Origin of the sequence: Streptomyces sporangiiformans, assembly GCF_005768555.2 — a bacterium.
Classification (GTDB): Bacteria; Actinomycetota; Actinomycetes; order Streptomycetales; family Streptomycetaceae; genus Streptomyces; species Streptomyces sporangiiformans.
Genome location: NZ_VCHX02000020.1, coordinates 1 through 22,181 on the forward strand (window position 1 = coordinate 1; position 22,181 = coordinate 22,181).

Here is a 22,181-nt window from a genome sequence, read left to right on the forward strand (position 1 = left end):
CCCTGACCCAGCGGGCCGGTCGTCGTCTCCACACCCACCGTGTGCCCGTACTCGGGATGCCCCGGCGTCTTCGACCCCCACGTCCTGAAGGCCTTCAGATCGTCCAGCTCCAGACCGAAGCCGGCCAGGTACAGCTGGATGTACAGAGTCAGGGACGAATGGCCCGCGGACAGTACGAACCGGTCACGGCCCGTCCAGTCCGCGTCCGCCGGGTCATGCCGCATCACCTTCTGGAAGAGGGTGTACGCGGCGGGAGCCAGGCTCATCGCCGTACCCGGATGGCCGTTGCCGACCTTCTGTACGGCATCGGCGGCCAGGACACGGGCCGTGTCCACGGCCCTCTGGTCCAACTCGGTCCACTCGAAAGGTCCGGCAGCAACGAGGATGTCTGCGGTCGGAGATGGGTGCACGGTGAAGCTCCAGATATGGTGCGGAAGTTGAGGAAGCAGTGGGCGGGGTGGGATGGGGGCGGCTACTTCCCCCAGAGCTTCCGGTATGCCTCCCGATAGCCCTTGGGGTCCCAGGTCGAGGCACCGGCGCTGTTCTTGGTCGTGGCGATGTGCGGGGGCGAGACATAGCCGCTCGCCGACTGCCCCGAGAAGGCACGGTTGAACTCGTCCACGATCTGCCAGCCCTGCTCGTTGAGCGGCTCGGGCACGGTGGCGGCCTGGTACTGCTCCCTGTTGATGCGCTGGAAAGCGGAGGAATCGCCGTCACCCGCGCCGATGTTGAACGGTGTTCCCCCGCCCTGCTTGCCTCCGGAACGCAGCGCGGGCGCCGCGTCGCCGAAGTAGAGGTCATTGATGGCGACGGAGTACGTCCACTTCGTGCCGTAGCGCGACAGCAGGGAGGTGACTTCGGTCGGAGTGCGGCTGCTGGAGTCCGGGATCGGAATGTTCTCGGTCGCCAGGAGCTCCACGTCGGAGCACGTGGCGAGCTCTTTCTTGATCAGTTCCGCCTTCATGTCGGCGAAGGGGATCGAGGCGTCCGTGAAGACGATGACACCGGCGGTGCCGTTCGACTGGGCGATGACCCAGTCCGCGCTGATCTTCGCGACGTCCGTGACGTTCGTGGTGACGTTGGTGAACAGCTTCGGGCTCTTGCTGGGGCCGGGGTTGTTGACCGCGTGCCAGCCGATGAGCGGAATGTTCCTGGCGTTGGCCTGGCGTACCTGTTCCGAGGTCGTCTTCGGGTCGAAGCCACCTATGACGATTCCCGAGGGGTTGAGCGCGATGGCCTGACTGAACGCCTTCTGAACGCCCGCCGGCGACCCCTGCCCGTCGATCACCCTGACCTTCCAGCCGATGGTCCGCGCGGCTTCCCGCACCCCCTTGGCGGCGCCGGCGATGCCGGGGTTGGTCATCGTGTTGGCCACATAGACGATGGTCTTCTTGCCGGCGACCGCTCGGGGACCACTGGCCGGCCCACCCCAGGGGTTGTCGGTGGCTTCGGCATCGGCGACGGCCTGTTTCGCGCGGGCGAGGACGGAGGGGCAGCCCGCCTTCGAGGAGCCGGCGGTGTGAGAGACGCCCATCTGCGAGCCACGTACGCAGCCGGTGAGAGAGGCGGTGAGGACGGCCAGAGCTACCACGGCTCTGACGGTCTGCTTGCGGGTGGGGTGATACGGCATGGTCGGCACAGTCGGCTCCTTGATGATGTACGGCATCAGCCAGAGGGCGGGCGGGAGGAAGCCCGGGTCACCTGGGGTCAGGGGATGCGGTGGTGCTCGGGGCCCTCGGTCGATCCGCCGGCCGACGGCTCGCCCGCCGCCGGGACCGCCGCGCGAGTTGTTCCCCTCGAGGAGTTCCCGCCTCCGGACGTACCACCGGAGGCGTCGCCGGACAGCGATCGCCGTGTCGCGGCGGCACCGGCTCGCAGCCGACGACGTGCCGACAGGCCCGCGAGGCCGACGGCGATCAGCAAGGTGCCACCGTTGAACAAGGGAGTGACCCAGAAGTCGGCGCCGGCCAGGGTGATGCCGGACAGGCCGACAGCGAGGACGGTGACGGCGACGATGGTGCCCAGCGCGTTGGGTCGCCCGGGCTTGATGGCGGTCGAGCCCAGCAAGGCACCCACGAAGGCGGGCAGCAGATAGTCCTGGCCACCGCTCGGATTGCCGATCTGCTGCTGGGCGGCGAGCAGCACACCGGCCACGCCCACGACGAATCCGGAGCCGGCGAAGGCGTAAATGCTGTAGCGGCGAGTCGGGATGCCGACGAGGTCGGCGGCCCGGGTGTTGGAGCCGATGACGTACAAATAGCGCCCCAGCGGAAGCCGTTCGAGCACCAGCCACAGGACGACGGCGAGCACCAGTACATAGAAGGCCGGCACCGGAAGCCCCAGGAACGTCGAGGTGTAGAGGTCGGTGAACCAGGCCGGCAGGCCGTCGGGCCCGGGAACGATACGGGCTCCGTCGGTGATCCAGAGAGTGAGGGCGTACAGCACGCTGCCTGTGCCGAGCGTGGCGATGAACGAGTCGATCTTCGCGAGTTCGACGAGCAGCCCGTTGAAGACACCGACAGCAGTGCCGGCGGCGATCGTCACCAGGCAGGCGAATTGCCAGGGCCAACCGCTGTGCACGATGAGCTGCATCGTCAGGACGTGCCAGAGGCCGATGCCGTAACCGATCGACAGGTCGAACTTGCCGGTGACGATGGGGATCATCGCGCCGAGCGCGAGCATCGCGGGGATGGCGTTGGTGGACAGCAGCGAGGTGAGGTTGTCCGACGTGGCGAAGGAGCCGGTCATCGTCACGGCGAAGATCAGGAACAGCAGGGCGGTCAGGGCCAGCAGCCCGTAGGTGCCGATCAGGTGACCGCGCAGCCGGCCCCCGCCGCGCTGACCGACATCGCGGGGAGTCGGGCGCGTCCTGCCGGGAGAGGGTTCGGTCTCGGTGGCCATCAGTTGTCCGCCGTTCCGGTCAGCGCCGGCATCGCCGACGCGGCGTGGGTGAGGTCGGTGACGTTGAGGGAGGCGCCGGAGAGTTCGGCGGTCACGGCGCCCCGGGCGAAGACCAGGGCCCGATGACACACGTCGGCGACCTCTTCGAAGTCGGTGGAGATGAGCAGGACCGCGAGCCCTTCGGCGAGGGCTCCGTCCAGTAGTCGGTAGATCTCGGCCTTGGCTCCGACGTCCACACCCGCGGTGGGCTCTTCGAGGATCACCACGCGGCGGGTGATGCGCAGCCAGCGGCCGATCATGACCTTCTGCTGGTTGCCGCCGGAGAGGGTGGCGATCGGCGCCTCGGGGTCCGTGGGGCGGACCCCGAACCGCTCGACCAGCGAGGCCGCTTCGGCCCGCTCGCGTCGGGGACCGAGCCAGCGCCACGGGGAGCGGCGGTCCGCACGCGGATTGGCCAGGAAGTTCTCCCGGACGGTGAGTTCGAGGGCGCAGCCCTCCTCCTGGCGGTTGCTGGTGACGAAGCCGATACCCGCGTCGACTGCCGCGGCGACTGAGCCGGGACGGTACGGCTCGCCGTCGAGCAGCGCCTCACCGCCCGTCAGGGGCCGTGCTCCGGCCAGGGCGCGGCCGAGGTTCATGTGGCCGGCGCCGGTGAGACCGACCATGCCGAGGACCTCGCCGGCGCGCAGGTCCAGGTCGACCGGCCCCGCCCCGTCCGTCATGGCGCCGCTGAGGCGCAGCACAGTGGATCCGAGGCTTCCGGGGCCTTGCTGCGGACGGTGGCTCTCCGGCCCACGGCCCACGATGTCGTGCACGATCCGGTCAGGACCGTGGTCGGCGAGACGCCCCTGGCTGATGAGGTGTCCGTCTCGCAGTACTGCGAAGCGGTCGGCGACCTGGAAGACCTCGTCGAGGCGATGGCTGACGTAGACGATGCCGTGGCCACGGTCGCGCAGGGTGTGCAGGACGTCGAAGAGCCGGGCGCAGTCCGCCGCGGGCAGGCTGGCCGTGGGTTCGTCGAGCACGATGAGCCGGGCCCGGGTGGACAGGGCGCGGGCGATGGCCACGAGCGAGCGTTCGGCCCGGGTCAGATCGGCCACCGCCGCGTCCGGGTCGAGGTGACCGGCGACGATGCCCAGGGCCTCGATGGCCCGCGCGTGGACCTGGCGCCAGGAGACGAGGCCGCCGCTGCGGGGGTAGCCCGTGCCGAGGGCGATGTTCTCGGCGACCGTCATCCATTCGACCAGGCCGAGGTCCTGGTGGATGAAGGACATCTCGGCGGTGGCCGCGTCGGTGCCGAGCGGATGGCCGGCCACACTGACCCGGCCCCGGTCCGCGCGGTGAACGCCGGCGAGGATTTTGATGAGAGTGGATTTGCCTGCGCCGTTGTGGCCCAGCAGGGCCAGGACGCTGCCCCCGTGGAGGTCGAGGTCGACATCGGCGAGAGCGAGGGTGCCGCCGAACCGCTTGCGCAGTCCGCGGATGTTCACGAGAGGTGCTGTGTCGTCGTCGGAAGCGTCATGCACGGACTTCTCCGAGGGATCTGCCAGCCGAGGTCACTCCGTCGGCTCGACCAGAATCCTGTATAGCACACAGCATGTTGGTCAATAGGTCGGACTATATTGATTTCCCCAAAGTTACGGCGGCCGCACGGAAAGGTTCTCCGTACGGCCGCCGCGACCCTCGATGCCGGCCCACCTGGGGCCCGACCCGTCACCCCCCGCCGACGGGCGCCCCCTGCGGCAGCATCGGGTTCTCCAGCCCCGCCGCGATCGCGCGCAGATCCTTCAGCAACGCCTCACGGAACTCTTCGTCGAGCCGCGCCTTGAGCACAGTGACACTGATCGCGAACGGCGCCGAGTCGGTGCGGAACCCCTTGACCGGTACGGCCAGGCAGACGATGCCGGCCGTGGCCTCCTCGTCATCGACGGCGTAACCCCGCTCGCGCGTGGCGGCCAGGTCCGCCATCAGGGCCGGCACGGAGGTGATCGACCGCTCGCTCAGCCCGGGCAACGGGCGGCCGCGCAGCCGGTCCTCCGCCACCGCGGGATCCAGGGTCGACAGGATGGCCTTGCCGGTCGCCGTGCAGTTGGCGGGGAAGCGGTCCCCGATGTTCGCGGTCAGCCGCAGCGGCTGCGTGCCGTCGTACCGGCCCAGATAGAGCACGTCCAGACCGTCCAGTACGGCGACGCGGGCGGTCTCACGGGAGATGTGCACGCTGCGGCGGCACAGCTCATAGAAGTCGCGCAGCTGATCCACCGTGGCCAGATAGCGGCCGCCGAGCTCGACCAGCTTGCGCCCGAGAGTGAAGCCCGTACCGCTGCGCGCGACCATGCCCGCCGCCTCCAGCGAGGCACACAGGTTTCCCGTCGAGGACTTCGGCAGCCCCAACGCACGCGCTATCTCACTGACCGACAGAGGGCGGCCCTCCGCCTCGCCGAGCGTGTCGAGGATCGCCACGGCCCGCGTCACCGCAGGAACAAGACCCCCCGGGTCACTTGCGCTCACCAGCAACTCCACCCATCATTCTGTTCGTCGTTCAGCATATTGGCTATTGTCCCTCGTGTGGCCCCGGACGACAATGCCGTCGACGCACGCTTTGGCGTTGAGACCTCTCCCATTCAGTCGGGACCTCTTGACCGTAGCGCGCCCCGAGGACCGACCGTCGCACACTCCGAGCCTTGGAGCGCTGACCCTCAGATGACCAGCAGCCCGCAAGCTTCCCCGCACTCGGCTTCTCTCCCCGACAACGGACCTCCTCTGTCGCGTGAGGAGTTCGACGCCCTCTTCGAGGCGGTACGCGCCTGGAACCGCTGGACCCCCGCCGACCGCGGTGCCTGGAACCGGGTCACGCCCGACCACGTGCGACGGGCCGCCGCCCTCGTCCGCACCGGCACCACGGTCCCCATGGCCCTGCCCTGGAACACCGTGCCCGGCCCGGACAACGGCAAGCCCGCCCTGCACTACATGTCCGACCTCGGTGACGTCGAAGCCCCCGAGCCCTCCTGCCACAAGGACTTCATCGCCGTCGACTACCACGGCAAGGGAGTCAGCCACCTCGACGCGCTCTCCCACATCGCCTACCGCGGTCAGCTCTTCGACGGCCGCACCGCACGCGACGTCGTCGACGCCGCGGGTGCCCACTTCGGCGCCGTCTCCGCCCTCGGCCCCCTCGTCACCAAGGGCGTCCTCCTCGACCTGCCCGCCGTTCTCGGCACCGACTGGCTGGAGCCGGGCCGGGCCGTGCACGCCGAGGACGTCCTGGCCGCCGAGAAGGCGCTCGGCGTGACCATCGACGAGGGCGACGCCGTACTACTGCGCTCCGGACACGTCCGCCGCCGCGCCGAACTCGGCGCCTGGAACCCGGATGCCGCCAGCGCCGGTTTCCATGTGGACGCGATGCCGCTGCTGGCCGAGCGCGGGATCGCCCTGCTCGGTGGCGACGGCGACAGCGACGTACGGCCGTCGCCGGTCGAGGGCCTGCACTCCCCCGTGCACGCGCTCGCCATCACCGCCATGGGTGTGCCGCTGCTGGACAACCTGGATCCCGAAGCGCTCTCGGCCGCCTGCGCCCAGGCCGGCCGGTACGCGTTCATGATGGTCGTGGCGCCACTGAACATTCCCGGCGGCACGGGCTCACCCGTCAACCCGGTCGCGGTGCTGTGATGGCGGGCGACGGCTTCACGGTCGGTGTCAGCCGGGACTTCCTGGACGCCGAGGGCCGCAACGTATGGGGCGACATCAGGCTCGGCGAGCTGGACGCCGCCGGTGTCGACTGGCACTACCTGCCGCGCCGCACCGACGAGCTCCTCGCGGCGGACGTCGACGGACTCCACGCCGTGCTGTTCGCGGCGCCCTCCGTCACCGAACACACCTTCGCCGGCGCCGTCCGGCCGCCGGTACTGTTCGCCCGCTTCGGCGTGGGCTACGACACCGTCGACCTCGACGCCTGCACCCGCCACGGAGCCCTGGTCACCATCACCCCGGACGGCGCCCGTCGGCCCGTCGCCACCGCCGCGCTCACCCTGCTGCTCGCCGTCCTGCACAACCTCACCGCCAAGGACCGGCTGGTCAGGGAGGGGCGCTGGGCGGAGAAGGAGCAGTGGATGGGGCTGGGGCTCACCGGCCGCCGCATCGGTCTGCTCGGCCTCGGCAACACCGCCCGTGATCTCGTGGACCTGCTGCGGCCCTTCGGCGTCGACGTCGTCGCGTACGACCCGTACTGCCCGGCGGAGACCGCCCGGGACCTGGGCGTACGGCTTGCGGAGGCCGACACGGTGATGGCCGAGGCCGACGCCGTGATCGTGATGTGCGCGCTCACGGAAGAGACCCGCCATCTCGTCGACGCCCGGCGCCTGTCGCTGATGAAGCCCACGGCGGTGCTGCTCAATGTCGCCCGCGGCCCGATCGTCGACGAGGCCGCACTCGTCGAGGCACTGCGGGTGCGCCGGATCCGGGCGGCAGGCCTTGATGTGTTCGAGACCGAGCCACCCGCCCTCGGCCATCCGCTGCTCGCCATGGACAACGTCGTCCTCAGCCCTCACGCCCTCGCCTGGACCGACGAGATGTCCTCCGGAAACGGGGGCAGTGCCGTCCGGGCGGTCCTGGACGTGGCGGCGGGCCGCGTACCGCGTTTCGTCGTCAACCGCGCGGTGGTCGGCACACCACAACTGGCGGACCGCCTGGGCGCGTTGGCGGCGCGGGCGGAGGCTCGGGTATGAACGGGCCGTCCTTGAACCAACGGCCCTTGAACCAACGGCCCTTGAACCGGCGGCCCCCGCACCTGCCGCCCCCGCACCTGCCGCCCCCGCACCTGCCGCCCCTGGACAGGCCGGCATGGACGGAGGTGCGCGCATGAATCCCCTGCCGCGGACGGTGGGCTTCGTCGGACTCGGAGCGATGGGGCTGCCGATGGCGGCCAACCTCGCCAAGGCCGGTTGCGATGTCCTGGCCTGGAACCGCAGCCGGCCGGCGCTGGACGCGGCGCGTACCGCCGGCTGTCGCACCGCCGGCAGCCCGGCCGAAGTGGGCGCCACCGCACCGGTCGTCCTGACCATGCTGCCCGACCTGCCACAGGTCGTCGCCGTACTGGACGGGCTGCTCTGCGCGGACCCGGTCATCGACACCCTTGTCGTGATGGGCACGGTCTCCCCGGTCGGTGTGCGGAAGGTGGCCGAGGAACTGCTCCCGCGGGGAGTGACGGTCGTCGACGCTCCCGTCAGCGGCGGCGTGACCGGCGCCCGCGACGCCTCCCTGTCGATCATGGCGGGCGGGCCCGCGGACAGCGTCGAGCGAATCCGCCCGTATCTGTCGGCGATGGGCTCGACCGTACGACGCATGGGCGACATCGGCGCTGGATCGCTGGCCAAGGCGTGCAACCAACTCGTCGTGGCCGGAACCTTGGTGTCCCTCGCCGAGGCCGTGCTGCTCGGCGAGCGCGGCGGACTCGAACCGGCGGCGCTGCTGGACGTGTTGGCGGGCGGACTCGCCTCCTCCGAGGTACTCGCGCAGAAGCGCCATCACCTCGCCGAAAGCGACTTCACCCCCTCCGGTCCCGCCCGCTACCTCCACAAGGACCTCGGCTTCGTGCTGGAGAGCGCTGCCGACGAACGGGTTCTGCTGCCGCTCTCCGCCACGGTGGCCCGGCTGTACGCGGCGGTAGAGGCGCAGGGCCAGGGCGACCTGGACAACAGCGTCGTGCTGCAGCACCTCCGTGGCCGTCGTGCCAACCACCCTCACCACTCGAAGGACTGAGACGCATGCAGGTAGGAATCATCGGCCTCGGACGCATGGGCGGCAACATGGCGGCCCGCTTGCGGGACACCGGCCACGAGGTCCTCGGCTACAGCCGTACCTCCCCCGATCGTGACGTGACGTCCGTCGAGGAACTGGTGGAGAAGCTCGCCTCCCCGCGCGTGGTGTGGCTGATGCTGCCGGCGGGTGACCCGACCCGCCAGGCCCTGCGGCGGCTGAGCGGACTCCTCTCCCCCGGCGACGTGATCGTCGAGGGCGGCAACTCCCGGTTCAGCGACGACACCGAGCACGCCCGGATGCTCGCCGAGCACGGCATCGGCTACGTCGACTGCGGCGTCAGCGGCGGTGTCTGGGGCCGGGAGAACGGCTACGCCGTGATGTGCGGCGGCGAGGACGAGCACGTCCGGAAGGTGAGGCCGCTGCTCCAGTCGCTCGCGCCGGAGGAGGACGGGCTCTGCCACGCGGGCCCCGTGGGCGCCGGTCACTACGCCAAGATGGTCCACAACGGCATCGAGTACGGCATGATGCAGTCACTCGCCGAGGGCTACGAGCTGCTGGAGGCCAGCGAGTACGTGCCCGACGTGCCGAAGGTGCTCGCCTCCTGGCGGCACGGCACGGTGGTCCGTTCCTGGCTGCTCGACCTGCAGGTGCGCGCTCTGGAGGCGGACCCCGAACTGGCCGCGCTGTCCGGCCGGGTGGACGACTCCGGCGAGGGCCGGTGGACGGTCGAGGAGGCCGTACGCCTCGCCGTCTCCGCCCCTGCCATGACCGCGGCGCTTTTCGCTCGCTTCGCCTCCCGCAAGCCTGACGCCGCCCAACTGAAGGCGCTCGCGGCGATGCGGCAGCAGTTCGGCGGCCACGCGGTGCATGCCGCGACGGCGGCCACCGACGGCAAGGGCTGACGTCCCGTAGCAGGTCCCGGGGTCCGGTGATCCGGGGCCCCGATATGGCCGCGGTCCGGACGCACTGCGGCGCATCACCGTGTGGGCCGGGGAAGACACATCCCCGGCCCACGCGTCCGAGCCCCGGCGGTGGACCGTCCCGATGGTCCGCCACGGGTGATGAACGAAGGACGACACACCACATGAGACACGAAGCAAGCGGGTCGGAGCGGCACAGCGAGGATCTGACCCGCCGCTTGTTCCTTGCGTCCGCTGCCGCCACGGGTGCCCTGGCCGCGGTCGGCGAGAGCACGCCGCTGTCGGCCGGTGGACCCGCCGGTGCGGCAAGTTCCGTGACCACGGAGCCCGCAGAGTATGCGGTGCCTGCTCGGCACACGGTGGCGGTGGACTGGCCGGCCCCGCCGGGTGACGGCCCTCTGACGGTCGCAGCGGCCGGCGAGACCCCCCGGTACAGCGCCCTCACCCCTTACCGCGATCCCCTGCGCATACCTCCGACGGTCAGGAAGACGCGGGCCGACGGCGTCTCGTACGCCACCATCCGGATGCGTGCGACGACGGTGCGGTTGCACTCGCAGCTTCCGCCCACCCCGGTGTGGACCTACGACGGTCACCTCCCCGGCCCCACGATCGAGGTGCGGCTCTCCCGCGCCCGCCAAGAGCACCATGAGCACAGAAAGCGCCAACGGCACCGAGGCCGCCGCGGACAGACTGATCGTGCTGACACCCATGGGCCCCGGCCAGGCTCTGTGCTGGGAGTTGGAGAAGACCGCCGCACCCTCCGGTGCGCTGCCCCTCGATGGCATCGTGCAGATCAAGGAGGCCGACGGGAGCCTCACCACATATCGGCGCCGGGCGGCCGACTTCTACGATCCCGTGCGTTTCTTCGTCCGTACCCGGAGCTGGGAGCGATGGCGGTTCCTGCATGCCGCCACCTCCGGCTGGGCCCATCCCATGCACATTCACGCGACCAGCTTCCGGGTGGTGAGCAGGGACGTGTACGACGTCAGCGGTTTCACGTCGTTCACCACGGCGAGCGGTGACATCGGCTGCGGCACCGCCACCCCGATGCGGCGGACCGGCGCCCACATGGTGCCGCCGGGTGAGCGGGGCTGGAAGGACACGGTCCGGGTCGGTGCCGGCGAACTGGTCACGGTGGACGGGTACTTCGGCGACTCCTCCGGGAGGTTCGTCTACCACTGCCACATGCTCGAGCACGAGGACATGGGCATGATGCGCGATATGCGGGACACGCACGACGCGCACGACACGGAGACGCACGGATGAACGCCGGGGGCGGCCCGAAGGGCGACGGTCGGGGGCCGACGCTACTGGTGGCCGGAGCGTTCTTCATGGAGAACCTGGACGGCACGATCATCTCCACGGCCGCCCCCGACATTGCCGCGTCCTTCGGGGTGCGGCCGGTGGACATCAGCATCACCATGACGGCATATCTCGTGGCGCTCGCCGTGTTCATCCCGGTGAGCGGCTGGGCCGCCGACCGCTACGGTGCCCGACGTGTCTTCGCCTGGGCCATCGCGGTGTTCACCGTGGCCTCGGCGCTGTGCGCGGCGGCCACCGGTCTTCCGGAGCTCGTGGTGATGCGGGTACTGCAGGGCATCGGCGGGGCGATGATGGTGCCCGTCGGGCGCCTGGTGGTGCTGCGCGGCACCCGCAAGACGGATCTGCTCCGGGCCATCGCCTACCTGACCTGGCCCGGGTTGCTCGCACCCGTCGCCGCGCCCGCGCTCGGGGGCCTGTTCACCACGTATGCCTCCTGGCGCTGGATCTTCCTGGTCAATGTGCCGCTCGGCGTGGTCGCGCTGCTCCTGGCCCTGCGGATGGTTCCCGACCTGCGGGAGCCTGAGCGGCCTGCCCTCGACCGGACGGGTTTCCTGCTCGGCGGGGCGGGGCTCGCGGCTGCCGTGTACGGGCTGGAACTCTTCGGCGGCCCGCCGAGGAGCTGGGGTACGGCTGCGGCCTGGCTGGCCGGCGGCCTCCTGATGTGTGCGGTGACGGTCTTTCATTTCCTGCGTGTGCGCCGACCGTTGCTCGATCCGACCACCATGCGTGTGCACACGTTCCGGGTGGCGAACGTCGGCGGGGCACTGTTCCGTGCCGCGATCAGCGCCGTCCCGTTGCTGCTGCCGTTGATGTTCCAGGGCGCATTCGGCTGGAGCGCGGCCACCGCCGGGCTCGTACTCATCGCGGTCTTCGCGGGCAATGTCGCCGTCAAGCCCGTCACCACCCCACTCCTGCGCCGCTTCGGGTTCCGGACTGTGCTCCTGGTGAACGGGGCGGCCACGGCGGTGACGTTCCTGCTCTGCGCGGCACTCGGGCCTCGCACCCCGATGGCGGTGGTGCTGGGCGTGCTGTTCGTGAGCGGTGTCTGCCGCTCCGTTTCTCTCAGCGCGTACGCCTCGCTCGGTTTCGCCGACATCGAGCCCGACCGGACCAGCGGCGCCAACGCCCTCTCCAGCACCATCCAGCAGCTGGCGGCCGGGCTCGGTGTCGCCTTCGGCGCCCTGGCCCTGCGGGCGGCCGGACCCCTCGCCCCTCACCTCGGCCTGGAGGGCCCGACGGCGGCCTATCGAGTGGCGTTCGCGCTTCTCGCGCTGCTTCCACTCGGCTGCATGGTCGAGGCGGCACGTCTGCGACGCGACGCGGGAGCGGTCGTCACCGGGCGCGCTCCGCCCGGCCCTACCGGAGGAACGACCGGACGGCCGGGCGGCCGTCCCCGTGAACATCAGGCCCAACAGCGGTGCGGCATCGCCCTGTTCGGGCCGGTCCGCGACGACCCGAAAGAGCTGGTCGATGCGCCAGATTCCGGCCAGTGATTTGATTTGCTGGGACTTGGGCACCGCGAACACGTAGCCGACGTCGAGTTGTTGGAGCAGGCGGCGGAAGTGCCAGCGTCCGCGGTGACCCGTGCGGCGGGCAGGCCGGCAGCGAGGCAGCGCCCCCGCACTTCGAGCACCGGCGCGAAGTTGTAGCTGAACTGGGCGCCGAAGAAGGCCCGTTGCAGCTCGCCGATCACTACCGCGTAGAAGCCGCGCCCGGGGGCCGGGCAGCCGCTGGAGCGCGCGGTGGCGTCAAGACACCCATAGGCGGTCACCAATCAGTCAATCCAGCCTCAAAGCTTGAACACAAATTACACACATCCCCTCCTCATTACGGGCCCCGATGGTCTAGATTGACCGTGCTTCAGCTGTTCGAACACGAGGCGACCAATAATGATCTATAGGTCCGGCGCTGCGGAGAGCCAGCAGTCGCGTCCCAGGCGCCAGACGTGGGGGTGATCAATTCTTGGAGCCCGAGAGGGGCCTTGGGTGCGGGGAGCACACGAGGTTTCGACGGGCTCCCGCGCGCCTCGAGAGTCCGGCAGGACATGCGAGTTCGCTGCCGCCAGGGCGGGTTGTTCAAGTAGCTCTGAAATAGCCGGGATGTCATGCGCGGGAGGGCGTGAGCCTCCCGTGGGGAGGAACATCGCGGCGCGGGGGGCGGGGGCCTCCCGAGGGGAGGAACATCGCGGCGCGGGGGGCGGGGGCCTCCCGAGGGGAGGAACGTGCGGGGGGCGGGGGCCTCCCGGCGGGAGGAACAGTGTTAGGCGAACACGTCGAACCACTGGGACCTGGGGGGTTCTGTGCGGCAAGGGGGCATAGTCAGCCCATTTCCGTCGGCGCGCGGGCGTCTGGCGAACGGGGCGATCAGTCAGCCCGCGATCGAGTGGGAGCACCGGTACCGCCGTACCGTGATCATCAGCGATACCGTGGCCACCGCCTTCGTGGTGGCGGCGATCGGCAACTTCTTCGGCGCCCGGGACGCGGCCAACTGGCACGAGAAGTGGGGAATTCTCGCATTCGGCACCGAGCTGCTGGTGCTGGGGGCGCTTGCGATGAGCCGGGCGTGGGCTCCGGCCGTGCTCGGCCAGGGCGCCGAGGAATTCCGCCGGCTCGGACGTTCACTGTTCATGGCGACCGTCGTGCTGGCGCTCGGCGGGATCGCCCTCACCTCGCGCAACATCAAGCTCTGGATCTTCGTCGCGATCCCCGCGATCGCACTCATCACCATGCCCGCGCGGTATCTGCTGCGCCTCTGGCTGCACAAACAGCGGAAGGAAGGACGGTGCCTGAGACCGGTGCTCGCTGCCGGGAGCGTGGCCACCGTGCACGACCTGATCACCCGCACCCGCAAGTTCCCGCACCTCGGCTGGCGGGTGGACGGGGTGTGCACGACGGACGGTCTCGGGCTCGACGGTGACCAACAACTGGACGGAGTTCCGGTCGTCGGTCAGCTGGCGGACGTCGCCAAGCACGTCCGCCACGACGGCTACCGTGTCGTCGCGGTCACACCGGACCCGCACTGGTCACCGAACCGGCTGCAGCGGCTGGCCTGGAACCTCGAAGGCAGCGATGCCGAGATGGTCGTGGCACCCGTGCTGATGGAGGTGGCCGGCCCGCGGCTGCACGTCGACGCGGTGCTCGGTATCCCGCTGCTGCGGGTCAGCATGCCGACATTCACCGGGGGCCGCCGGGCGATCAAAGGGGTCGTCGATCGCGTGGGCGCGGCGCTCCTGCTGGTGCTGTTCGCGCCGCTGATGGTGCTCGTCGGGCTGCTCGTGCTGGTGGACAGCCGGGGCGGGGCGTTCTACCGACAGCGCAGGGTCGGCAAGGACGGCCGCGAGTTCACCATTCTCAAATTCCGCACCATGGTCGTCGGGGCCCACACGGCACGTGCCGAGCTGGCCGACCGCAACGAGGGCGCCGGCCTGCTGTTCAAGCTCCGCCGGGATCCGCGGGTGACCCGGGTGGGAGCCATACTGCGCCGGTACTCGATCGACGAGCTCCCGCAGCTCTTCAACGTGCTCACCGGCTCGATGTCGCTCGTCGGTCCGCGGCCTCCGTTACCGGAGGAGTCCGCCGCGTACGGCCCGGACATCCGGCGGCGGCTGCTGGTCAAACCCGGGCTCACCGGCCTGTGGCAGATCAGCGGACGCAGCGACCTGCCGTGGGAGGAGGCGGTCCGCCTCGACCTGCGGTACGTGGAGGACTGGTCGCTCGCCCTGGACGCAGTGATCTTGTGGAAGACGCTGCGTGCGGTGTTCTACGGCCAGGGTGCCTACTGATGCGCGGGGGTCGTCGTCCGGCCGGTGCGCGGACCGTGGGCCACAAGGGCCTGCTTTGAGGGACCGCAGGCCACAAGGGTCTGCCTGGGGGGAGAGACGGTCATGAGAGTCAGCGTTTTCGGGCTCGGCTACGTGGGCTGCGTGTCGGCCGCGTGCCTGGCCAGCATGGGTCACGAGGTCATCGGGGTGGACGTGAACCAGGTGAAGGTCGACCTGGTCAACGACGGCAAGGCCCCGGTGGTCGAGGAGCGGATCGGCGAGCTCATCGCCGAGGTCGTGCGGACCGGAGCATTGCGCGCCACCGGCGACGTCCGCGAGGCGATCATGGGCAGCGAGGTGTCGCTGGTCTGCGTGGGCACGCCGTCGGAGCCCAACGGCAGCCTGTGCACCACGTACTTGGAGCGGGTCACCGAGCAGATCGGCGCCGCGCTGGCCGAGCGGGGTGGGCGGCACACCGTCGTGTTCCGCAGCACCATGCTCCCGGGCACCTGCCTGAACCTGCTGGTACCGATCCTGGAGAAGTACGTCGGCGGCACGGCCGGGGTGGACATCGGGGTCGCGGTCAACCCGGAGTTCCTACGCGAGGGCACGAGCGTGCGGGACTTCTTCGACCCGCCCAAGACCGTCATCGGCGAGCTCGACCCGGCAAGCGGCGATGCGGTGATGGCGCTGTACGACGGCTTGCCCGGCGAGGTGTTCCGGGTGCCGGTCCCGACGGCCGAGGCGATCAAGTACGCGGACAACGCGTTCCACGGCCTCAAGATCGGCTTCGCGAACGAGCTGGGCGCGGTGTGCCAGGCGCTCGGGGTGGACTCGCACCAGGTGATGGACGTGTTCCTGGCCGACCGCAAGCTGAACATCAGCCCCGCCTACCTGCGGCCCGGCTTCGCCTTCGGCGGCTCCTGCCTGCCCAAGGACCTGCGCAGCCTGGTCCACGCGGCGCAGCGGGCCGACGTCTCGGTGCCCATCCTCGCCCACGTGCTGTCCTCCAACTCCGCACATCTGCAGCGCGCGGTGGAGCTGGTCGAGCGCACCGGCAAGCGCCGGGTGGGCCTGTTCGGGCTGTCCTTCAAACCCGGCACCGACGACCTCCGCGAGAGCCCGCTCGTCGAGCTGGCGGAGAGGCTCTTCGGCAAGGGCTACGACCTGCGGATCTTCGACGCCAACGTGAGCCTCTCCCGGCTGATCGGCGCGAACCGCGAATACATCGAGACCCGGCTGCCGCACCTCGCGCAACTGCTCGCGGGGTCCGTCGGCGAGGTGCTCGAGCACGCCGAGGTATGCCTGGTCGGGACCAGGGATCCGGCCGTGCTGTCGGCGCTCCCCCATGGCGACGGCCCGGTGATTGTCGACCTCATCCGCCTTCCCGACGCCGAGGCGCGCCGGGCCGAACCGGGATACATGGGCCTTGCTTGGTAACACGACCAGCGGCGACGGGTCGGTCCGACGCGCGCTGATCCTGGTGGAGAACCTGTCGGTGCCGTTCGACCGGCGGGTGTGGCAGGAGTGCACGACGCTGCGCGACGCGGGCTGGGAGGTGCACGTCATCTGTCCCCGGGGGGAAAAGCGGGACACGGAACCGGAGGCGGTGATCGACGGGGTGCGGATCCACCGCTACCCGTTGCGCGCGGCCACCGGAGGACCGGCCGGCTACCTGCGGGAGTACGGATCGGCGTTGTGGCACACGGCCCGGCTGGCCCGCAAGGTCGGCCCGGTCGACGTGGTCCACGCCTGCAACCCGCCCGACCTGCTGTTCCTGCCGGCACTGTGGCTGAAGCGGCGCGGCGCGCGGTTCGTCTTCGACCAGCACGACCTGGTACCCGAGCTGTACCTCTCACGGTTCGACCGCGGCGAGGATCTGCTCTACCGCGCCGTATGCGCGCTGGAACGGCGGACCTACCGGGCCGCGGACATCGTGCTCGCCACGAACGAGAGCTACCGGGACGTCGCGATGCGCCGCGGCGGCCGGCGGCCGGAGGACGTGTTCGTGGTGCGCAGCGCGCCCCAGATCGACCGGTTCCAACCGGTGCCGCCCGAGCCGGAGTTGAAGCGCGGCAAGCCTCATCTGCTGTGCTACCTCGGCGTCATGGGCCCTCAGGACGGCGTCGACTACGCCTTGCGTGCCCTCGCGAAGCTGCGCGACGAGTTCGGACGGACCGACTGGCATGCGGTGTTCGTCGGATCCGGCGACGCCTTCGACGCGATGGTGGAGCTGTCCCGGCGGCTCGGGCTGTCCGAGCAGGTGCAGTTCACCGGGCGCATCCCGGACGCCGACCTGGTGCGCTACCTGTCCACTGCGGACGTGTGCCTGTCCCCCGACCCGCGCAACCCGCTCAACGACGTGTCGACCATGAACAAGGTCCTGGAGTACATGGCGATGGGCCGGCCGATCGTCTCGTTCGACCTCCGGGAGGCGCGCGTCTCCGCCGGTGACGCCGCCGTCTACGCACCCGCCAACGACGAGGCCGAATTCGCCAAGCTCATCGCGTTGTTGCTGGACGATCCGGAGAAGCGGGCCCGGATGGGCAAGATCGGCCAGGAGCGGATCGGCGGGCAGCTTTCGTGGCGGAACTCGCAGGCGTCGCTGCTCGCCGCCTACGCCGCTGCCTGCCGTGACCACGCTCCGGTGTCGGCGGGTGGCCCGGTCCGTACAGGGAAGAGGCCGCGGCGTTGAGCGATGACACGATCCGTCTGGTAACGATCGGGCGGATTCTCCGTCGGCGGTGGCGGCTTCTCGCCATCGTCGCCGTGGTGGGCGCGCTCGTCGGCTACGGCACCTCTGTGCTGTTTCCGCCGCGGTACACGGCGTCGGCATCGGTACTGCTGCCGGGGCAGTGGGAGGAGCGCGAGCTGCTGACCCAGGTGGACATCGCGACCAGTTCGGCGGTGATCGACCGCGCGGCCGCCAAGCTCGGCTGGACGGACGTCAGCGGCCCCGAGCTGCGGGATCGAGTGACCGCCAAGGCCGCCGACGGGAACATCATCAAGATCTCGGGCACGGCCGACACCCCGGAGCGCGCGCAGCAGCTCTCCGACCGGGTGGCCCAGCAATTCGTGAGATTCGCCGCGCGGATCGCCGGCGGCAGCACGGACCCCTCGGCCACGGGGCCCGAGGCACTGCGGCAGAAGGTGGAGGAGACCAACCGCCGCATCACCGACCTGGCCAATGCGGCAGACCCGGGGCAGACCGTGGAGAGCGTGCAGGCCCGCACCGCGCTCGAGAAGCTGCGCACCTCGCTGGAGGAGGCCATGACGAAGCTGGACCAGGCCGACCCGGCGGCCAACAAGGCCGGCATGGTCGTCATGGGCCCGGCGCCCCGCCCGACGGGCGAGGCGCCACCGACGAGGATGCAGCTCATCGTCGCCGGGGCGCTGCTGTTCTTCCTGCTCGCGGTCATCGGCCATCTCGTCGCCGCACGGGTGAACCGCCGGCTGCGCACGGAATCGGAGATCGCCGCGGCGCTGGGCTCGGCGCTCCTCGGCACCGTCGACGTGCCCGATGAACTGCGCGCGCACCGGCCGGAAGACGGTGGCCCACGGGCCCGGATCCGCCGGCTTCTCGGCGTCGACACCCGGTGGGACATGCCGACCCCGCGGAGGTCCGGCGACGAGGCCGGCAGGCGGATCCGCTACCGGCGGGTGTGCGCTCGTCTCCGGAACCAGCTGCCGGCCCCCCGGCGGCTGCTGGTCGTCGTACCGGACGGCGACGAGATCGCCCGCCGGGCCGCCGGTCAGCTCGTCGCCGAGGCCGAGAGCGATCCGCTGCTGCGGGTGGTGGAGGTGTCGGTGGACCGGCCGGTGGTGCCGGACCGCGAGACCGAGTCCGGTGCCCTGGTCGTCCTCAGCGCGGGCAGCTGGACAGCGGATGAGCTCGCCGGCATCGCCGAGGCGTGTGCGGACGGCAGGCATGAGGTCGTCGGCATCGTCGTCGCCGGCACGGTCCTGGCCCGTCCGGCGCGGTCTGCCGGCCAGCCTTCGGACGACGCCACTCCGGCGCTCGCCGTTCGCGGCCACGCGACGGGAGGTTCAGTGTGACGACGAGCACGACTTCGGAGTCGTCGCCGGCCGCTCCGCTCATCGACCTGCAGGCGCTGGTGGTGGCGGTGCGCAGGCGCCGCCGCCTCTGGTGCTCCCTGGCGCTGCTTGGACTGCTGGTCGGCGTGGCGGTGGCGGTCCTGATGCCGCCGCCGCCGACCGCGGTGACCAAGGTGCTGGTCGCGCACAAGGAGGACCAGCCGAACGACACCGGAACGCTGATCCGCACCGACGTCGAGCTGCTGGGAACCACGCGGATCGCCGAGAAGGCCCTGCGGTCCCTCAAGTCCTCGGAAAACCCTGAGGACTTCATGCGCGACTACCGGGGTACCGGCCTGACCAACAACCTGCTGCAGATCACTGTGACAGGTGACAGCGACGAGGAAGCGGTGGCCAGGGCCAAGGCACTGGCCGACGCGTTCGTCGCGGACCATGTGAGGCGGATGGGGGAAACCGCGAAGGCCGAGGCCGACGCCCTGCTCGACCAGCGTGACCGCATGCGGGACGAGCTCGCCCAGGTCAACAAGGCGATCGGAGACCGATCGCCGGACAGCGACCCGAAAGCGTCGGCGAGCATCGAGTCGCTCTTCGCCCGCCGGGCCGAGCTCAACTCGCGGATCGCCGATTTCGACGAGCGCGCCGCGGAGGCGCGCACCGGCACCCCCAAGGTCATCGCCGGCACGCAGATCGTGGACGCCCCGCGCGCGCTGCAGCACTCCCTGCCCAAAGCCACGGTCACCAACGCCGCGATCGGGCTCGTCCTCGGGCTCGTCCTCGGGCTCGCGCTGGCCGCGGTCGGCACGGTGGTGGCGGACCGCCCCGTGCTGCGCCGGGACATCGCGGCGAACCTGGGCGCCTCGGTCATCGCGGAGCTGCGCCGCACGCCCCGCCGGTCGACCAGGCTGTGGCAGCGCCGACGGACCCGGACGGCACGGACAAGGCTCACCGCGACCCTTGCCCGCACCGTGCGAGGCTCCGCGGAACCGGTGTCGCTGCTGGAACTGGGCTGTGCGCGCAGCACGAGCGTCATCGCACTGGACCTCGCCAGGGCACTGGCGGCGGAGGGGCCCGTGGTCATCGTCGACGGGCTGCCCGGCCCGCAGCTCGCAGGCCGCCGCCCGAAGCCGGGAGACCCGACCGTGGTCAGCGGCGAGCCTGCCGCGACCGTGTCTCCTCAGGAGCGCCGGCTCGGCGTCGGCTCGGTGGCGCCCGGCGCGGCGTGGACCGACCTCCAGTACCTCGGCACTCAGACCGTGCTCGTGGTGCGGGCCGGGCACGGCAGCGCCGCATGGCTGCACACCGTGGCGCGGCAGCTCGCGGACCAGCGCATTCCGGTGATCGGTGTGGTGCTGATCGACCCCGATCCGCGTGACCGGACCGACGGCACGCTGTGGGACGGGCCGCGCACCGCGCTGCGCGGCCGCGGCGAGCGGCCTCACCGACAGAACGGGACGGGCCGGCGGCGGACGGAGCGGCTGCCGATGTCGGCGGCACTAGTCCCGGACAGCGACCAGGAGGAGCGGTAGGACATGTGCGGCATCGCAGGCACGTATCGATGGCCGGACGGGAAGGTCGTGACCGACCGGCTCACCGACACCCTCGCCCACCGCGGTCCGGACGGGGCGGGCCGGTACAGCCACCCCGTCGGTGACGGCGAAGTGCACCTCGGGCACCGCCGACTGGCCATCATCGACCTGTCCGGGACCGGCGCCCAGCCGATGGTCTCGGACGGCCTCGCCCTGACGTACAACGGCGAGCTGTACAACGCGCCCGAGCTTCGTGCCGAGCTGGCAGCCGCCGGGGTGCGCTTTCGCGGTACCTCCGACACCGAGGTGCTGCTTGAGGCCTGGCGGCGCTGGGGCACGGACTGTCTGCCCCGGCTGCGCGGCATGTTCGCGTTCGGGATCTTCGACGAGCGAACCGGTGACCTGGTGCTCGTCCGCGACCAGCTCGGCATCAAGCCGCTGTTCCTGCTCCGGCGCGGCGAGGGCCTGGTGTTCGCCTCCGAGCTCAAGGCGCTCTCCACCGCGACCGGCGGGTCGCTGGAGGTGGACCACGCGGCACTGGTGGCCTCGCTGCTGTACTACTGGGTGCCGGACTCACGGTGCGCGTTCCGCGAAGCGGAGAAGCTGCCGCCGGGGAGCTGGCTGAGGTGCCGGCCCGACGGCCGGGTGGAGCGCGGCCGGTTCTGGAACCTGAAGGACGTCGCCGCCGAGGGCCGGGAGCGGGCCCGGGCCGGCGAGCAGCCGGATGTCGCTGCCCTCGTCGAGGAGTCGACTCGGCGTCACCTGCTCTCCGACGTACCCGTGGCGACCTTCCTCTCCGGCGGGCTCGACTCCAGTTACCTGACCGCGCTGGCGGCCCGCCACCAACCCGGCATCTCCGCTTACACGATCGGGTTCCGCGCCGAGGACGCCAAGTTCGAGGCGATGCCGGACGACCTGCGCTATGCCCGGCAGGTGGCCGAGCGATTCGGCGTCGACCTGCACGAGATCGAGATCGCTCCGAACGTGCTCGACCTGCTGCCGCAGATGACGTACCACCTGGACGAGCCGATCGGCGACCCCGCCGCGATCAACACGTTCCTGATCTGCTCGGCCGCCCGAGAGGCCGGGGTCAAGGTGATGCTCTCGGGGATGGGGGCCGACGAGCTGTTCGCCGGGTACCGCAAGCACCTGGCCAACCTGCTCGCGCTGCGCTACCAGCGCGTCCCGCGGCCCCTGCGGCGCGGGGTGTCCAGGGCCGTGGACCGGCTGCCGGTCGCCACGGCCCGCCGGGGGTACCGGTCGGTGCGCTTCGCGAAGCGGTTCCTCTCCTTCGCCGATCTGCCGGAGGAGACCGCGTTCCGGCGCAGCTACACCATGTACGACCAGGACGAGCTGCTCGCCCTGGTCGATCCGGACTTGGCCGGGACGGTCGAGGACGTGCTGACCGAGCACGCGGACATCTACCAGGACAACGACCTCGACGACTTCGTCAACCGCATGTGCCTGGGCGATTCTCGGATGTTCCTGCCGGGCCTGAACCTCGCGTACACGGACCGGTCGAGCATGGCCGCGTCGACCGAGGTGCGGGTGCCGTACGTGGACGTCGAGGTGGTCAAGGCGGCGTTCGCCGTGCCCGGCGATCGCAAGATCGTCGGACGGCAGGGCAAGGCCGTCCTCAAGGAGGCGGCCGGCTCGATCCTGCCCCGGGAGATCGTCTACCGGCCCAAGGGCCTGTTCAGCGCCCCGCTGCGGGCCTGGATGAGCCGGGATCTGGCACCGCTGGTGCGCGAGGTGGTCAACGACGGCGAGCTCGTCCGTTCCGGGTTCCTGCGCCGCGACGCGCTGGCTCGCATGGTCGCCGAGGACGCCGCCGGGCAGCGGGACTTCTCCAAGCATCTGTGGCATGTGCTGACCCTCGAGTACTGGTATCGCGACGCGACCTCTGGGTCCGGCCAGAGCACTCGGTTAACGGCTTAGGAA

The 22,181-nt window shown here is 70.6% G+C and carries 16 protein-coding genes and 2 pseudogenes; 12 read left to right on the top strand and 6 right to left on the bottom strand.

Annotated features, from left to right (window positions below):
• From FGD71_RS00555 to FGD71_RS00575, 5 genes and pseudogenes are all read right to left on the bottom strand, one after another.
• Window positions 1-386 (bottom strand): annotated as a pseudogene (locus tag FGD71_RS00555) (transketolase); the annotation flags it as partial.
• Between the two features lie 86 nt (window positions 387-472).
• The gene (locus FGD71_RS00560) at window positions 473-1,630 is read right to left on the bottom strand and encodes a substrate-binding domain-containing protein (RefSeq protein ID WP_181359092.1); all 1,158 of its coding nucleotides are present in this window, start codon (window positions 1,628-1,630) and stop codon (window positions 473-475) included.
• A 77-nt stretch (window positions 1,631-1,707) separates the two neighbouring features.
• Window positions 1,708-2,901, bottom strand: coding sequence for an ABC transporter permease (locus FGD71_RS00565; RefSeq protein ID WP_119098359.1), 1,194 nt, complete (start codon window positions 2,899-2,901; stop codon window positions 1,708-1,710).
• The gene (locus FGD71_RS00570) at window positions 2,901-4,427 is read right to left on the bottom strand and encodes a sugar ABC transporter ATP-binding protein (RefSeq protein WP_240436318.1); all 1,527 of its coding nucleotides are present in this window, start codon (window positions 4,425-4,427) and stop codon (window positions 2,901-2,903) included. The genes FGD71_RS00565 and FGD71_RS00570 overlap by 1 nt, the downstream gene beginning before the upstream one ends.
• 187 nt (window positions 4,428-4,614) lie before the next feature.
• Window positions 4,615-5,409 carry an IclR family transcriptional regulator gene (locus FGD71_RS00575; protein WP_240436319.1) on the bottom strand — a complete coding sequence of 265 codons (795 nt, stop codon included), beginning with the start codon at window positions 5,407-5,409 and terminating at the stop codon, window positions 4,615-4,617.
• A gap of 192 nt (window positions 5,410-5,601) precedes the next feature.
• Between FGD71_RS00575 and FGD71_RS00580 the strand changes: the two genes are divergently transcribed.
• The 6 genes from FGD71_RS00580 to FGD71_RS00605 all read left to right on the top strand — a co-directional run bounded on the left by FGD71_RS00580 (window position 5,602) and on the right by FGD71_RS00605 (window position 12,391).
• Window positions 5,602-6,567 (top strand): cyclase family protein, encoded by a 966-nt coding sequence (locus tag FGD71_RS00580; RefSeq protein WP_119098361.1) that lies wholly within the window; start codon window positions 5,602-5,604, stop codon window positions 6,565-6,567.
• Complete coding sequence (locus FGD71_RS00585; RefSeq protein ID WP_119098362.1) at window positions 6,567-7,622, top strand: NAD(P)-dependent oxidoreductase; 1,056 nt, start codon at window positions 6,567-6,569, stop codon at window positions 7,620-7,622. Before FGD71_RS00580 ends, FGD71_RS00585 begins: the two co-directional genes overlap by 1 nt.
• 133 nt (window positions 7,623-7,755) lie before the next feature.
• Window positions 7,756-8,655 (top strand): NAD(P)-dependent oxidoreductase, encoded by a 900-nt coding sequence (locus FGD71_RS00590; protein WP_119098363.1) that lies wholly within the window; start codon window positions 7,756-7,758, stop codon window positions 8,653-8,655.
• A gap of 5 nt (window positions 8,656-8,660) precedes the next feature.
• Window positions 8,661-9,557, top strand: coding sequence for a phosphogluconate dehydrogenase (NAD(+)-dependent, decarboxylating) (gene gnd, locus FGD71_RS00595; RefSeq protein ID WP_119098364.1), 897 nt, complete (start codon window positions 8,661-8,663; stop codon window positions 9,555-9,557).
• Window positions 9,558-10,220: 663 nt separating this feature from the next.
• Entirely contained in the window at window positions 10,221-10,841 is a 621-nt protein-coding gene (locus tag FGD71_RS00600; protein ID WP_119098365.1) for a multicopper oxidase domain-containing protein, read from the top strand.
• On the top strand, window positions 10,838-12,391 hold the full coding sequence (locus FGD71_RS00605) for an MFS transporter (protein ID WP_119098366.1): 1,554 nt from the start codon (window positions 10,838-10,840) through the stop codon (window positions 12,389-12,391). Before FGD71_RS00600 ends, FGD71_RS00605 begins: the two co-directional genes overlap by 4 nt.
• Here FGD71_RS00605 and FGD71_RS50020 read toward each other — a convergent pair.
• Window positions 12,332-12,513: pseudogene (locus FGD71_RS50020) on the bottom strand (IS701 family transposase); the annotation flags it as partial. The gene FGD71_RS00605 and the pseudogene FGD71_RS50020 overlap by 60 nt on opposite strands.
• A gap of 684 nt (window positions 12,514-13,197) precedes the next feature.
• Between FGD71_RS50020 and FGD71_RS00615 the strand changes: the two are divergent.
• The 6 genes from FGD71_RS00615 (at window position 13,198) to asnB (ending at window position 22,178) form a co-directional block, all read left to right on the top strand.
• Window positions 13,198-14,679 (top strand): sugar transferase, encoded by a 1,482-nt coding sequence (locus tag FGD71_RS00615; RefSeq protein WP_119098367.1) that lies wholly within the window; start codon window positions 13,198-13,200, stop codon window positions 14,677-14,679.
• A 102-nt stretch (window positions 14,680-14,781) separates the two neighbouring features.
• Complete coding sequence (locus FGD71_RS00620; RefSeq protein WP_119098368.1) at window positions 14,782-16,098, top strand: nucleotide sugar dehydrogenase; 1,317 nt, start codon at window positions 14,782-14,784, stop codon at window positions 16,096-16,098.
• Window positions 16,088-17,353: a glycosyltransferase family 4 protein gene (locus FGD71_RS00625; RefSeq protein WP_119098369.1), complete on the top strand. Its 1,266-nt coding sequence runs from the start codon at window positions 16,088-16,090 to the stop codon at window positions 17,351-17,353. Before FGD71_RS00620 ends, FGD71_RS00625 begins: the two co-directional genes overlap by 11 nt.
• The gene (locus FGD71_RS00630) at window positions 17,350-18,714 is read left to right on the top strand and encodes a Wzz/FepE/Etk N-terminal domain-containing protein (RefSeq protein WP_119098370.1); all 1,365 of its coding nucleotides are present in this window, start codon (window positions 17,350-17,352) and stop codon (window positions 18,712-18,714) included. Before FGD71_RS00625 ends, FGD71_RS00630 begins: the two co-directional genes overlap by 4 nt.
• The gene (locus FGD71_RS00635) at window positions 18,711-20,240 is read left to right on the top strand and encodes a Wzz/FepE/Etk N-terminal domain-containing protein (RefSeq protein ID WP_119098371.1); all 1,530 of its coding nucleotides are present in this window, start codon (window positions 18,711-18,713) and stop codon (window positions 20,238-20,240) included. The genes FGD71_RS00630 and FGD71_RS00635 overlap by 4 nt, the downstream gene beginning before the upstream one ends.
• Window positions 20,241-20,243: 3 nt before the next feature.
• Window positions 20,244-22,178: an asparagine synthase (glutamine-hydrolyzing) gene (gene asnB, locus FGD71_RS00640; RefSeq protein ID WP_119098372.1), complete on the top strand. Its 1,935-nt coding sequence runs from the start codon at window positions 20,244-20,246 to the stop codon at window positions 22,176-22,178.
• The last annotated feature ends 3 nt before the right edge of the window (window positions 22,179-22,181 follow it).